13 protein-coding genes are annotated in these 15,310 nt (G+C 36.3%); all 13 read left to right on the top strand.

Annotated features, from left to right (window positions below):
- On the top strand, window positions 1-714 hold the full coding sequence (locus tag OZP13_RS07550) for a tRNA threonylcarbamoyladenosine dehydratase (protein ID WP_269243272.1): 714 nt from the start codon (window positions 1-3) through the stop codon (window positions 712-714).
- An 84-nt stretch (window positions 715-798) separates the two neighbouring features.
- Complete coding sequence (locus OZP13_RS07545; RefSeq protein ID WP_269243271.1) at window positions 799-1,167, top strand: four helix bundle protein; 369 nt, start codon at window positions 799-801, stop codon at window positions 1,165-1,167.
- 78 nt (window positions 1,168-1,245) lie between these two features.
- Window positions 1,246-2,172 carry a geranylgeranylglycerol-phosphate geranylgeranyltransferase gene (locus OZP13_RS07540; protein WP_269243270.1) on the top strand — a complete coding sequence of 309 codons (927 nt, stop codon included), beginning with the start codon at window positions 1,246-1,248 and terminating at the stop codon, window positions 2,170-2,172.
- Window positions 2,165-2,749: a Maf-like protein gene (locus tag OZP13_RS07535; protein WP_281299220.1), complete on the top strand. Its 585-nt coding sequence runs from the start codon at window positions 2,165-2,167 to the stop codon at window positions 2,747-2,749. Before OZP13_RS07540 ends, OZP13_RS07535 begins: the two co-directional genes overlap by 8 nt.
- Window positions 2,750-2,761: 12 nt before the next feature.
- Entirely contained in the window at window positions 2,762-3,292 is a 531-nt protein-coding gene (locus OZP13_RS07530) for a mechanosensitive ion channel domain-containing protein (RefSeq protein ID WP_269243268.1), read from the top strand.
- Window positions 3,293-3,449: 157 nt separating this feature from the next.
- Window positions 3,450-5,270, top strand: a complete 1,821-nt coding sequence (locus OZP13_RS07525; protein ID WP_281299219.1) for a hypothetical protein — start codon at window positions 3,450-3,452, stop codon at window positions 5,268-5,270.
- A 275-nt stretch (window positions 5,271-5,545) separates the two neighbouring features.
- On the top strand, window positions 5,546-6,007 hold the full coding sequence (locus tag OZP13_RS07520; protein WP_281299218.1) for a hypothetical protein: 462 nt from the start codon (window positions 5,546-5,548) through the stop codon (window positions 6,005-6,007).
- Window positions 6,008-6,238: 231 nt separating this feature from the next.
- Window positions 6,239-8,764 (top strand): PIG-L family deacetylase, encoded by a 2,526-nt coding sequence (locus OZP13_RS07515; RefSeq protein ID WP_281299217.1) that lies wholly within the window; start codon window positions 6,239-6,241, stop codon window positions 8,762-8,764.
- A gap of 236 nt (window positions 8,765-9,000) precedes the next feature.
- Window positions 9,001-10,722: a sodium:solute symporter family protein gene (locus tag OZP13_RS07510; protein ID WP_281299216.1), complete on the top strand. Its 1,722-nt coding sequence runs from the start codon at window positions 9,001-9,003 to the stop codon at window positions 10,720-10,722.
- A 541-nt stretch (window positions 10,723-11,263) separates the two neighbouring features.
- A complete protein-coding gene (locus tag OZP13_RS07505; protein ID WP_281299215.1) occupies window positions 11,264-12,592 on the top strand; it encodes a hypothetical protein in 1,329 nt (442 codons plus the stop codon).
- Window positions 12,593-12,766: 174 nt separating this feature from the next.
- The gene (locus OZP13_RS07500) at window positions 12,767-13,156 is read left to right on the top strand and encodes a hypothetical protein (RefSeq protein ID WP_269243264.1); all 390 of its coding nucleotides are present in this window, start codon (window positions 12,767-12,769) and stop codon (window positions 13,154-13,156) included.
- A gap of 16 nt (window positions 13,157-13,172) precedes the next feature.
- Window positions 13,173-14,036, top strand: coding sequence for a DUF5777 family beta-barrel protein (locus tag OZP13_RS07495; protein WP_281299214.1), 864 nt, complete (start codon window positions 13,173-13,175; stop codon window positions 14,034-14,036).
- A 334-nt stretch (window positions 14,037-14,370) separates the two neighbouring features.
- Complete coding sequence (locus tag OZP13_RS07490; RefSeq protein WP_281299213.1) at window positions 14,371-15,306, top strand: 4Fe-4S dicluster domain-containing protein; 936 nt, start codon at window positions 14,371-14,373, stop codon at window positions 15,304-15,306.
- Window positions 15,307-15,310 lie beyond the last annotated feature (4 nt).

Raw genomic sequence — 15,310 nt, 5'->3', positions numbered from 1 at the left:
ATGGCAGAATGGACTGAGAGAGCAGAGCTCTTATTTAAGGCAGAAGGATTGGATAAATTAAGAAACGCCAATATTTTGGTGGTGGGATTGGGAGGCGTGGGTTCCTTTGCCGCCGAATTTTTGGCACGAGCCGGAGTGGGAAAAATGACCATAGTGGACGGCGATATCGTGGATATAACCAACATCAACCGACAGTTGCCCGCCTTGCATTCCACCATTGGAGAACCCAAAGTAACCATCGTTGGCGACCGATTAATGGACATCAATCCTGAATTGAAGTTGACTAGAATCCGTGAGTTTTTGTCGCCGGAAAGAGCATTCGAATTGGTTTCGGATGAATTTGATTATGTTTTGGATTGCATTGACAGCATTACGCCAAAATTGAATTTAATCTTTGCCGCCAAGCGCAAAAGGGTGAAAATTATTTCCTCGATGGGGGCAGGAGGGAAGATGCAGGCTTCCAAAGTGAAGGTGGCCGATATCAGCAATACGATAAATTGCTATTTGGCCAAAACGATTCGCCGCCGATTGAAAGCGGTAAAAATCAATAAATTGAAAGTCGTTTTTTCGTCTGAAATTCAGGATGGAGCCAGTTTAAAAATGACCGATGGTTCCAATTTCAAGAAATCTTTTTATGGAACCAACAGCTATATGCCGGGATTGTTTGGCTTGTATGCCGCCGAAACAGTGATTCGTTATTTACTTAAGAAATAGTGTTCGGTCTTCAGTGATCAGTGTTCAGTGAGCGAAGTATAGAAGGGCAGTATTCAGTGAAAAAATTAACCAAAAAACAAGTTTATGAGATTCCAAGATTTATTAGCTTATCAGAAATCATTTTCATTGGCAATGAGGATTTTCGAAATGACAAAATCATTTCCCAAGGAAGAAATGTATTCTTTGACTGACCAAATTAGACGTTCTTCAAGAAGTGTTCCAGCTAATATTGCAGAAGCCTATAGAAAAAGAGTTTATCCGAAAAATTTCCATAGTAAATTAACGGATTCTGACGCTGAAAATTCTGAAACTCAAGTCTGGCTTGAATTTGCATTCAAATGCAACTACATAAATGAAGCGATTTACAATGAATTATTGAATGAAAGCAATGAAGTTGGAAAATTAATTAATTATATGATTCTGAATCCTCAAAAATTTGGAGTAACCATTTAATAGTGTTCAGTATACAGTATTCAGTGTTCAGTATTTGTGACCACTGACCACTGACCACTGACCACTGACCACTAAATTATGAACTACCTTAAATTAATCCGCTATCAAAACCTGTTAATGCTTGCCTTGATGCAGCTTATTTTCAGGTATGGTTTTCTGGAATTGCAAGATATTCCTTTGGCGTTGTCTCATTGGCAATATGTTTTGTTGGTTTTGGCAACGATTTGTATTGCAGCAGGAGGCTACATTATCAATAATATTATGGATGTGGAAACCGACACGGATAACAAACCTGATAATGTGATTGTCGGTACGTTTTTATCCGAAACCAAGGCGTATAATCTGTATATTGGTTTTACTGTTATTGGTGTTGCTTTGGGCTTTTATTTGTCGAATGTTATCGAAAAACCCAGTTTTGCTTCCCTCTTTATAATCATTGCGGCGACGCTTTATTTTTATGCCACGAGTTTAAAACAAAGCTTGCTGATTGGCAATTTTATAGTGGCTTTGCTACTTTCGGTTAGCGTTGTGATTATCGGGATTTTCGATTTATATCCCGTGACCTTTGAGGAAAACAGACCCGTTATGGGGTTGCTTTTCGGCATTCTTTTGGACTTTGCCCTTTTTGCCTTCATCATCAATTTTATCCGGGAAATTGTCAAAGATTTGCAAGACGTGAACGGTGATTACAATCAGGGAATGAATACGTTACCAATTGTTTTTGGCGTGAAACGAACAGCAAAATTGGTTTTTGCACTGAGTTTTATTCCAATAATTTGTATCATTTATTATATCAATGCCAACTTGTTTGCTTCGGGATTGTTGTATGCAACGGTGTACGGATTGGTTTTGATATTGGCTCCATTGTTATATTTTACGATAAAAATTGGGTCGGCAACAACAACAAAAGATTTTCATCATTTGAGCACCGTTCTGAAATGGATTCTGTTTTTCGGAATCCTTTCGATCGTGGTCATCAGTTTAAACATAAAATACAATGCTTAAAAATAAACTGCAAAAATACAAATTAATTTTGGCTTCGGGTTCGCCAAGACGCCAGCAATTCTTTAAGGACTTGGATCTGGATTTCGAAATTCGGTTGAAAGAAATTGAGGAAATTTTCCCGCCGGAACTAAAAGCTGAAGAAATTACCAATTATTTGGCAGAATTGAAAGCCAATGCTTTTGAAGGCGAATTGCAAAATGACGAAATCCTGATAACAAGTGACACGATTGTTTGGCACGACAACAAGGCTTTGGGCAAACCAAAAGACGAACAAGATGCTTTTAAAATCCTGAAATCGCTATCGAATGCCACTCACGAAGTCATCACTTCGGTTTGTTTCAAGACCAATGTCGATGTTGAAGTTATCTATGAGGTTACCCAAGTTACTTTCAACGAATTGAGTGATGAAGCCATCCGCTATTATATCGAAAACTACAAACCTTTCGACAAAGCGGGAGCTTACGGCATTCAGGAATGGATAGGTTTTGTGGGCGTTTCCAAAATTGAAGGCTCCTATGCCAATGTTATGGGCATGCCAACCGATAAAGTTTACGAATATTTGAGTAAATTAGCATAAAAACAAAAGGCTATGGTATTTTTCAAAGATTATACACAGGAAATATTTGGTACGGGGATTCTATTGATCTTGGTGGTCTTGTCAAGACTGATTGTTTCAAAATTGGTTAGAAGTTTTGCAAAAAGGAGCCAAACCATAGAAAAAAGAACTCGATTAGTTCTTAAATACATTCATTTACTGATGAATATTTTGGCCGTAATCGCTTTAATAATCATTTGGGGAGTCCAAACCAAAGATATTTTTATAGTACTTTCTTCCATTACCACAGTCGTTGGAGTGGCCATGTTTGCACAATGGTCGATTTTGAGCAATATCACGTCAGGGATTATTTTGTTCTTTTCTTTTCCGTATAAAATAGGAGACTTTATTTTCATTCACGACAAAGATTTTCCAATCGAGGCTGAAATAGAGGATATTGGCGCTTTTCACGTGTATTTGAAAACCAAAGAAGGGGAAATAATAGTTTATCCCAACAATTTGATGTTGCAAATTGGAATAACAATTTTAAAACATCCTGAAGAGCAAATAGAGTTTACAGATTGATTCAAAGTGTGAATTATGTAAGAATTTAAAAAATAGCATAACACTTTAGAAGTATAAAAATCTAATATTTGTAAGGTGGATTAATTTGTCAATCTGATTATTTTAAAAGAAAAAAATCAACATTTTATTTCTATTTCTAATATTCATTTTTTTTTAAATGCCTTATAAAAAACAGCTTTTGTTTCTTTTGGCTCTCTTCGGCTTTCAGACGGGTTTTTCACAGGAAAATGTACCCAAAAAAGACAGTTCCGAGGTGTACAGGAATATTCAAGCCTATTCTAAAAAAAACAAATTCACCAAGTTTGTGCATAAGCTGGTTTTTAAACCCATCAATTCCAAAAAGAAAAAACAAAAAAAAGTTGTCCAGCAAAATTATCAAGCCTTTGAAGGCAAGATTATTCGAAACATCAATATAGTTACGCTGGATCCTTTTGGCTATTCCGAGATTGATAGTACTAAAAAGCCCAAAAGCTGGGTCGAAAAAAACGGAAATTCAATTCATGCCAAAACTAAAAAAATAGCCATCAAAAACATCTTGCTTATCAGTAAAAACGAGCCCTTGGACTCTTTGTTGGTAAAAGAATCGACTCGTTTGATACGAGCGCAAAGCTATATCAGCCGAGTGGCAATAACGACGCAATTGACTGCTAAAAACGGCGATTCGGTAGATGTTTCCATTCGGGTGTTGGATACTTGGAGTTTGCTGCCCAGAATTTCCGCCTCAGACAGCAAGACCAATTTACAACTGAACGAACGTAATTTTTTTGGTTCCGGCCACACCCTAAACAGTCGATACCAAAAAAGATACGAAGACGATAAAAATGCCTATAAATTGGAATATATTGTTCACAACATCAAAAACACCTTTATACAGACCAAATTGAATTATTTCAAGGATTTGGATGGTAATTATGGAAAAACCCTATCCATAAGCCGACCTTTCTATTCTCCATTTGCAAAATGGGCTGGAGGGATTGATTTAAACCAACAATATAGAACGGATACGCTTGCCGATGTGAATTTGGTGTATGCCAAACAAAGTTTTAAATTCAATTCACACGATTTTTGGGGTGGTTACGCATTAAGAATTTCTAAAGAAAAAACAGAAAACATAAGGGTAACCAACTTGATTGTCTCGGGCAGGTTCTTGAATGTAAATTACCTTGAAAGTCCAACGGTTGCTTATGATCCCATCAATTTTTATTCGTCGGAACACTTTTTTCTCTCGGGAATTGGCATCTCGACGCGTAAGTTTGTCGAAGACAAGTACATCTTTAAAAATGGAGTAACCGAGGATGTTCCCATTGGAAAAATATTCGGGATAACGGGCGGTTACCAAGTTAAAAATGATGTTGGAAGTTTCTATTTGGGCGGCCAGCTTTCTTTTGGAAATTATTTTAAATGGGGTTTTTTAAGCCTCAATTTTGAACTGGGAACATTTTTCAACAAATCGGTTACCGACCAAACCGCTTTTACTTTCCAGGCCAATTATTTCACCAATTTGATAAGTGTTGGAAAATGGAAATTGAGACAATTCATCAAGCCGCAACTAACCATTGGAATCAATAGGCAGAACACTATTGGAGACCAATTGACCATCAACGAAGACTATGGAATTCTGGGTTTCAAAAGTGCCATTTATGGCAGCCAAAAAATGATTTTGACCTTTCAAACCCAAACGTATTCGCCTTGGGATATTCTTGGTTTTCGATTGAATCCTTATTTTAATTATGAGATAGCCATGCTTGGAAACGAAGAAACCGGATTGCGAAATAGTCAAGCTTTTTCAAAAATTGGCATTGGATTATTGATTACCAACGATTATTTAATATTTCGTACTTTCCAGATTTCTTTGGCCTATTATCCAACAATTCCAGGAAGCGGCAACAACGTTTTAAAGACAAATGCGTTCGAAACTTCGGATTTTGGATTTCAGGATTTTGGATTGGACAAACCAAGAACCGTGATTTATAAATAGTGTTAAGTGTTTCTTGTTTAGAGTTTTGTGTTTTTTGTTTTGCCTTTTTAAATGCAAATTTTATGTAAAATTGAATAATTTTGACTTAAATATTTTGTATCTTTATTGCAACGGCAACATCAAATGTAACTAAAAGTGAGGGAGAAATTAAGCTTTTTGTTTAATGGAGACGATGTTGTCATTCTTTTATTGATTCTTCTGGTACAATCAAGATAGATAAATTAAAATAGGGACTTATTTATTAAATTATCAAGCCTAATTAAATATTTAAAAAGATGAAAACATTAAAATTAATTGCGACAGGATTATTTCTTTTTGTGTCCAGTTTGATGCAATCGCAAGTTTCGGTTAACGTGAGGATTGGTTCGCCTCCGCTATGGGGACCGGTTGGATATTCCAATATAGAATTCTATTATTTGCCTGATATTGAGGTTTATTATGACATCAGGACTTCCCAGTTTATTTATTTTCAATCCGGAAGATGGTATCGATCAAGATATTTGCCGGCTCCTTATAGGAATTATGATTTATACAGTGGTTACAAGGTGGTTTTGCGAGACTATCACGGTTCTCATCCTTATTATTATTTCAACAATCATAAAGCCAAATATCATAAAGGCTACAGGGGCAATCCGCAAAAATCTATCGGGAAAAACCCGAATTACCATGATAATAAAGGATATGGAAATAGCGGTCATAATCAGGGAAAAGGAAACAAAGACAAAGGCAATAAATAAGGATTAATTTCAATATTTCGATTAAGGCATAGGGAGAGTTCCAAAAATGGTTCTCTCTTTTTTTAATCAAATTGTCCTTTACTACCATAAAACCATTCGTGTTTTCGGTTTAACGGTTTCGATAATAATGCTGTTGTTTGTTTTGTTTGGTTCAATTTTTGTTGTCATGTTTCGAAAAAACAAATGTTTAATTATTACATTTGGACTAATTGCCAATTAAATTTCAGACCAATGCAGAAAGTTTTGATTCGATTTCTTGTTATATTTCTTCTTTCTTTCCAAATAATACATGCGCAAAAAGCCAAAAAACCAAGTTCGGTAGAAATTTACAATCAAATCCAAAAGCTAAATTTCCTGGGCTCGGTACTTTATGTTGCAGCACATCCCGATGACGAAAACACCCGATTGATTTCTTATTTTTCCAATGAAACAAAGGCAAGAACCGCTTATTTATCGTTAACTCGCGGCGATGGCGGACAAAACTTGATTGGTTCCCAACTGCGAGAATTATTAGGTGTAATTCGAACCCAAGAATTAATTGAAGCCCGAAAAATAGACGGAGGTGAACAAATTTTCACACGTGCCAATGATTTTGGTTTTTCCAAAAATCCTGAGGAAACATTAGAAATTTGGGACAAAGAAAAAGTACTTTCGGACATTATTTTTGCCATTCGAAAATTTCAACCCGATGTGATTATCAATCGCTTTGATCATAGAACATCTGGTAACACTCACGGTCATCATTCGGCTTCGGCAATCTTGAGCGTTGAAAGTTTTAATAAAGCCAACGATCCAACAGTTTTTCCCGAGCAATTGAGTTTGGTTCAACCTTGGCAAACCAAACGCCAATTTTTTAATCCTTCTTGGTGGTTTTACGGTAGTCAGGAGAAATTTAAAGCTGCTGATAAGACCAATTTCATTTCTCTGCAAACTGGGGTTTATTATACGTCGTTAGGAAAATCAAATCAGGAAATTGCTGCCTTGAGTCGCAGTTGCCATCAGTCGCAAGGTTTTGGAAGTACTGGAAGTCGAGGAGAAGAAACTGAATATTTGGAACAAATTAATGGCGATATTCTAAAAGATAAAGTGTCTGTTTTTGAAGGGATTGACACTTCTTGGAATCGGGTAGAAGGTGGGAAACCGATAGGTGAATTGCTAACAAAAATTGCAAATGATTTTGATTTTACAACGCCATCATCAAGTATTCCAGATTTGGCGAAAGCCTATTCGATGATTCAAGCATTGAGCGAAAATCATTGGAAATCCTTAAAATCTCAAGAAATTAAAAATACAATTGCAGCTTGTGCAGGTTTGTATCTTGAAGCGGTATCACAAATTCAAGAAACAACACCAGGAAGTCTAGTAAAATTGAAAATTGAAGCGATAAATAGAAGTTCAGCCGATGTTGAATTAATAAGTTTGACTACTTTGCCTGATGGAAAAATGAATCCTAAAAATTTGGTATTAGTAACTAACGTTTTGCACAATAGTACCATCGATTTGCAATTGCCTTCAGCCATCGAATACACGCAACCTTATTGGTTAAAAGAAAAAGGTACCGAGGGAATTTACACTGTTTCTGATCAAAAAAACATTGGAATTTCTGATGTTTTTAGAGAAGTTGAAGTGGTTTTCAATCTTCGAATTAATGGAGTTGAAATTCCTTTTGAACGAACTGTCGTGTACAAATACAACGACGGTGTAAAGGGTGAAATGTATAATTATTTGGACATTGTTCCAGAAGTTGCCACAAGCATTTTAGATAAAGTATCACTTTTCAAAGACAATAAAAAGAAATACATTGCTGTAAAAATTAAGGCTGGAAAAGATGATGTAAAAGGAGATTTGACATTGGAATTGCCCATAAATTGGCTTGTTGTACCAAAATCAATTCCTTTTGGTTTAGAAAAAAAAGGTAACGAGCAAACTTTCTATTTTGAAGTAACATCACCCAGTACTACAGAAGAAGTTTTAGCAAAAAGTATTGCTGTTATTGATGGTAAAAGGTATGATAATGAGCAAATTATTATCGATTTTGATCATATTACAAAACAGCAAGTCCTAAAAACATCGGAAGCTAAGTTTATTCGGATGGATTTGAAAACGAATAACGAAAGAATAGGTTATATTATGGGTGCTGGCGATCAGGTCCCCAATAGTTTAAGACAAATGGGTTACAAAGTATCTTTAATTCATCCCGAGGAAATATCTCCTGAAAAGCTAGCCAATTTTGATGTAATTATCACTGGAATTCGTGCTTTTAACACAGTTAAAGTATTGGCAAACAAGCAAAATGTCTTGTTCGAATTTGTGAAATCTGGAAAAACAATGATCGTACAATACAATACTCCCGATGTGATTTATAATATTGCACCTTATTCGATGACTATTTCACAAGACAGAGTCACGGACGAAAATGCCGAAGTCCGATTTTTAACGCCCAATCATCCCGTCTTAAATTGGCCTAATAAAATTACTGCGAAAGATTTCGAAGGTTGGAAACAAGAGCAAGGTTTGTATTATCCAAAAGAATTTGACAAAGCATTTATACCCATTTTATCTTCTAATGATAAAGGAGAATCGCCCAAAAATGGAGCTTTATTAGTAGCTCCTTACGGAAAAGGGTATTATATTTACACGGGATTAAGTCTTTTTAGGGAATTACCCGAAGGAGTTTCTGGGGCTTATAAATTGTTGTCCAATATGATTTCTTTGAAAAATCCAGTGACTATTCCTGCCGAAAAAGTGAAGCCTTAAATAAAAATGTTATAATGCTTTAAAAAAAGCTGTAAAATATTGGTTCGCATAGTGACAGTCATAAAAAATTAAATAAAAATTTGTAAATTTTGACCCTTTATGCTTTCGTGGCAAAACTAAAAACTATGGATACAAAAAAAGTTAAAATCTGGAAAAAAAGCTACACTTGGGTTTTGGTAGCCAATGCTGTTTATATTTTGATATTTTATTTTTTAATGAAATTATATTCCTAGCCTATGCAACTATTTGACTGGATTGTACTTATTGTAACCTTGCTGTTTATTGTAATTTATGGCGTTTGGAAAACCAAAGGAAGCAAGAATGTGGAAGATTATATTCTTGGAAGCAACGAAACCCCTTGGTACACTGTTGGACTTTCGGTCATGGCGACACAAGCCAGTGCGATTACTTTTCTATCGACACCCGGACAAGCCTATCACGACGGAATGGGGTTTTTGCAATTCTATTTTGGCCTGCCCATTGCGATGGTAGTTATTTGTGTCACATTTATTCCGTTGTATCATAAATATAAAGTTTTTACCGCCTACGAATACCTCGAAAAGCGTTTCGATTTAAAGACGCGTTCGTTGGCAGCCATTCTTTTCTTGGTGCAGAGAGGTTTGGGAACTGGATTGACCATTTATGCTCCGGCAATAATTCTTTCGGCTTTGTTGGGTTGGAATTTGACAGTAATGAACATCGTGATTGGTGTTTTGGTCATCATTTATACTTTTTCGGGTGGAACCAAAGCTGTAAATGTGACCCAGAAACAGCAAATGTTCGTGATTATGTCGGGAATGTTTATCACTTTCTTTTTGATTTTGTATTATTTGCCCAACGACATGACTTTTACCAGTGCTTTGCATATTGCTGGAGCCAATGACAAAATGGATATCGTCGATTTTTCGTTTAATCCGGAAGAAAAATATACCTTTTGGAGCGGAATTACAGGCGGTTTTTTCTTGGCTTTGGCTTATTTTGGAACCGATCAATCCCAAGTGGGACGCTATTTATCCGGAAAATCGGTTCGGGAAAGCCAAATGGGATTGATCATGAACGGACTCCTGAAAGTGCCGATGCAGTTCTTTATTTTGCTAACGGGAGTGATGGTTTTCGTGTTTTTCCAATTCAATCCGGTTCCCTTGAATTTTAATCCCAATAATAAAACATTGATAGAAAAATCGTCTTTTAAAAACGAATACCATGCCCTTGAAAAACAATTGGAATCCCTTTCCGAAGACAAGAAAGTGATTAATTTGTTGTACATCGACCAACTCAACCAGGATTACGACAATCCAATTCTTCGAAAGGAAATGGTTGCGTTATCGAGCAAGGAAAAAGATTTGCGGGATCACGCCAAAGAACTCATTCAAAAAGCGGATGACCGCAGCGAAACCAATGACAAGGATTACGTGTTTTTCCACTTTATTTTGCACTATTTGCCCAAAGGTTTGATTGGTTTGTTGTTGGCAGTAATTATTTCGGCTGCTATGTCTTCCACGGCTTCGGGATTGAACGCCTTGGCATCGACTACTGCTATCGATATTTACAAACGTAATGTAAAGGAAGAAAAATCAGAAAGACATTATGTGAACGTCACCAAATTTTTTACCCTCTTTTGGGGAATTGTAGCCATCCTTTTTGCCAGTATTGGAACCTTGTTTGAAAACCTGATTCAATTGGTCAATATTGTGGGCTCCATTTTCTACGGAACGGTTTTGGGGATTTTCTTGGTAGGTTTTTATATTAAACATGTTCGTGCTCAAGCCATATTTTATAGTGCTGTCATAAGTCAATTGACCATTTTTATCATATATTATTTTGCTATTTTTATCTATCCGAGTGGAGAAGAAAAATTGGGTTATTTGTGGCTCAACTTCATTGGGGCAATGCTGGCCATAGCATTGTCATTAATCATGCAAGCCACAATTTTTAGAAAAAAAATGCAAATCGCATAAGTTAAAAACCCCGTCCCGATTATTGCACAGGACGGGGTTTTGTTTTATTCTCTTTAGGTTAAATACCTTGAAGTACCACTTCGTTTTTTTGTCGTAAACTTCACGGATTTTTTTGTGTAAATTTTTGTTTCATTTTGTCAACACCTCTGTAACCCTTCATCGAGGTGGTTTGTTTGCTATTTTCCTTCTTGCTTCCCTTATTTCTTTATGGGAAGTCTTGTTTTTTTAGTGATTGTGATTGTTTCCGATCTGCTACATTTTAAATTTTTATTATTTATTTTTTGTAAAAAAAAATCAAATTATCCTGTTTTAGCGCAAATGGGGATTCAATATTTTACAGGATAAAAAAGTCTTTAATCTTTAGTCTTTAATGTATTGATTAGAAACGGACTAAATAGTGTTGTTTGGTCAAATGTATGACAAATGTCATATTCTGTTATTTAAATAAAGAATAAATTTATGTCATAAATATAACTTAATGTTTAGTTAATATTTAGTTAAGGCTAGCGTAAAAAAACAAAAAAATTAAACAATCAAAATTATGAAAACAGTCAAACAAATTATGTTAGTTGTGTTGGGACTTCTTTTTTTCTCCTTGCAGGGATGTTCTCACGACGACTATATTCCCGTTCCAGGTCCAGCGGGTGAAAATGGTACGGACGGAGTTTCCGGAACAGCCTCATGTGAATCGTGCCACTCTGTGGAACACAAACAACCTATCATTGATGCTTATGACTTGTCAAAACACAAATCAGGTTCCAGTCATGGTACTACAGTGACTCTTTTTGATGATGGTTCTTTAAATAGTAATAGTGGTATGTTTTGTACTCAATGCCATACTCAAGAAGGATATATTGATAATCTAAAATATGGTAAACCAAATACTGGCGGGTATTCTCTTACTAAAAGTATCTCATGTGAGGGTTGTCACGGTACTACTCACAGATCACTTAATTTTACGAAAGACGGAAATGATTTTGGTTTAAGAAATATAATTGCTGTTGTGCAAAAAACGAATCCTGCATTTACTTTAAATGCTTCTCCAACAGGCGGTAAAAGTTCAAGTAACACTTGTATTTCGTGTCACCAAGCAAGCTCTGACAGAGATGGCATAAATAAAAAACCAGTTATCGAATCTGCTGAAATGGATCTAGCGGGTGTTGCGGTTATAAGCGGAGGAACTGTTCCTGGATACAAAATTTGGTCACAAAGAAATTTAGCACTTGCTGTCTCTCCATATCCTAAGGGTACAACAAATTATAAAACATATACTAATAATACCATTGGTAGCACTGGAAGATCTTTGCATGGAACTACAACAGCAGATATATGGATGGGAACTACGGGTATTGATATAGAAGGAACCACTACGCATTTGCCAGCCGCTAAAACAGCTAAACATTACACATCAGCTTCTTGCGTACAATGCCACATGGATACGCCTAAAACGGGAACAGTAAACAATGGTTCGCACACTATGGTTAACTCTTTTGCTTCTTGTATAAAATGTCATACTGATGCTACAAGTTTATATGCGGGTCTAAAAACAACTTACGATACAGAATTTACAAAATTAGTAGCAGCATTCGGTTCAGGTGGTGCGGCTCAATATTTCACTACCTCTGCTACGGTTAATGCTAACACAGGATTTAAAACAATAAGTATAAATACAGGATTTATTGCAGATCCTAATAAAACATCAAAAGACAATATACCATACGATCAATCGAAAGTTGTCCCTCTTAAGTATATACAAGCCTTTTGGAATTATAAATTATTAGTTAGAGATAATTTAAGAGGAAGTAAAGGAATTCACAACCCACTTTATACAAAAGCTTTGATTCAAAATTCTATCGAAGCTTTGAAATAAAAATTGATTACCTCTGGGCTTAGTCCCAGAGGTAGTGATTTTCTTTTGTTAAAGAAATGAAATATAATAGATCATTCTTTGGCAGTGCAGCAATTGCTCACGGAACTTTAAATCTTTTGACAATGAAAATTGTTGAATTAAAATGTACGGCAATTTCAATTAAAAAATAAAAAGATGAAAAAAATAATTCAATATGTAATGATGCTAATGGTAAGCTTGATGGCAACATCTTGTTACTATGACGAAATGCCGCCAGAAGCCGTTACACCAATTCCAGATACGGTTTCTTACTCAAGAGATATCCAGCCTTTATGGGATAAAGATTGTGTCAGTTGTCATAAGCAAGGCGTAACGCCACCGGATTTGACTGCTGCAAATTCGTATAGTGCATTAGTGACAAACAATAAATATGTTATTCCAGGAAATGCTGCGGGTAGCAAACTGCACAATTCACTAACGGGTGAAGGAGGAGCTTCAGTAATGCCTTCGCCAGCAACAAAATGGAGTGATTCAAAAATTGCATTGGTGGACAAGTGGATTAATGACGGTGCGCTTAACAATTAACTATAAATAAGAAATCATGAAATTATACAAATCAATATTTATAGCCGTTTTTGCTTTGCCAATGATGCTATTGGCACAAGAACAAAAAGATACCATTACAACCGTTAAAGAAGACAGCATAGCACCAGTTAAAGAAGTTGAATACGAGCGCGCTGCTTTTGAAAGCACCTCATTAATAGAGAATCAAACCGATAGGGTGTATTCAAAAGGAACTATCGAAATGATCATGAATCACCGTTTTGGCCTTGTAACGGGAACCAATGACATGATTGGAATCTGGGCTCCTGCCAATATTCGTCTGGCCGTAAATTACTCCATAACGGATCGTATTACTGTTGGTTTTGGAACTACAAAAGACGCTAGATTACAAGATTTTTGTCTAAAAACTGCTTTGTTGAAACAAACGGTCGACGGCAAAATGCCGGTGAGTGTTACTTATTATGGAAATTGGGCCATTAGTGCCTTGCCAAAAGAGAATTTCTACCACACTTCAGATCGTTGGTCGTTTTTTAACCAAATAATAATAGCCAAAAAGTTAAGCAAAACATTTTCATTACAGCTGGCGCCAAGTTATTCCCATTATAATGTAATTGATGCTCCGATGAGCAATGATTTATTTGCGGTAGAATTTGGTGGACGCGCAAAAGTCACTTCCAGCATGTCGATTCTTTTGGACGTGAATCAACCCATCACGTCTCAAGAAATTGCGCCTAAATCAGGTTTTTCAGTTGGAACCGAGTTTTCGACTGTTGGACATTCATTCCAAATTTTTATAAGCAATTACAGGGGAATTGTAAACCAGCAAAGCAACATGTTCAATCAATATGAATTCTTTGAAGGTGATTTTGCCATTGGATTCAACATCTCCAGAACTTGGTAGCATATTAATACAGTATTTGACATTATGCTGAAAATGGTATAGATTTAATTAGAAAAGAGGATTCTCGCCCCACATTAGGGGCTGAGTTATTCCTCTTCTTTTTTTCAATTTGATGCTAGTGTTTATGGTTACTGGTAGTGTTTTAGATGTTTGATTTTTAGTTGTTTAGTAATGCTGGTATAGGTGGTTCTACTTGTGGAAACTTATATGAAAGTATGATAAATATCATTAAAAAAAGAGATTTTAATATAGAAATTTACACTATAATTTATTCTTAAAAAGTAAGCAAATCCTTTTTTTAAGAAGAAAGTTGTGGACATTAAACACCTTCAATATGGAAAAAGAAAACAATAATTCAAGCCGCCGAAATTTTCTAAGGCTCGGTGCTTTAGGAGGAATAGCCTTGGCTGGAACTGCAATTGCAAAAGCAGTTGCCGACGAAAGTCCTACAACTACCGGCAAGAAAGTAAAAGTGCTTACTGCCGACGGTAAATTAGTGGAAGTAGACAGTTCACATATAGATCATCATGCAGCAAATGATGATTTCTCCAAGGAAGAATTACGTCAAGGAATTGAAGGAAAGAAATTCATAAGGGTTATTGATTTGGCCAAATGTGCCAACGAAAGAAAATGTATTACGGGTTGCCAAAAAGCACACAATATTTTGGCGCCTATCGAATACATCAAGGTAAAGAAAATGCAGGATTCAGAACTTGCAGCGCCTTACTGGTTCCCAACCATGTGCTACCATTGCGACAATCCTCCTTGCGTAAAAGTGTGTCCTGTTGACGCCACTTTCAAACGTTCTGACGGTATAGTTGCCATGGATTACGATCGATGCATTGGATGTAAATTCTGTATGGCAGCATGTCCTTATTCTGCGCGTACTTTCAATTTTGGAAGACCCGAACAATTAAAATTTACCGAAGAGCACAAGAACGACACTTCAGACCCCAACCATTGCACAACGCCTTATGCACAAGAAGGAACAGTGGCAAAATGTGATTTCTGCACGGATCGTTCTGCAAAAGGATTATTGCCGGCTTGCGTTGTTGAATGTCCAAATGGCGCCATCTATCACGGAGACGAATTGGAAGATGTGGTGACGAATGGCGAAGATACTCTTAGACTAAAAAAACTATTGGAAGACAGGGCAGGGTACCGCCAATTTGAAGAATTGGGAACCAAGCCAAGGGTTTATTACCTGCCACCCGTGAAACGTGATTTTCCGTTTGAAGATGCAACCGAAGCCCAAAACACAAAAGAATAATCTT

This window comes from Flavobacterium limnophilum (assembly GCF_027111315.2).
Lineage (GTDB): Bacteria > Bacteroidota > Bacteroidia > Flavobacteriales > Flavobacteriaceae > Flavobacterium > Flavobacterium limnophilum.
This window is presented reverse-complemented; position numbering and strand designations above follow the sequence as displayed.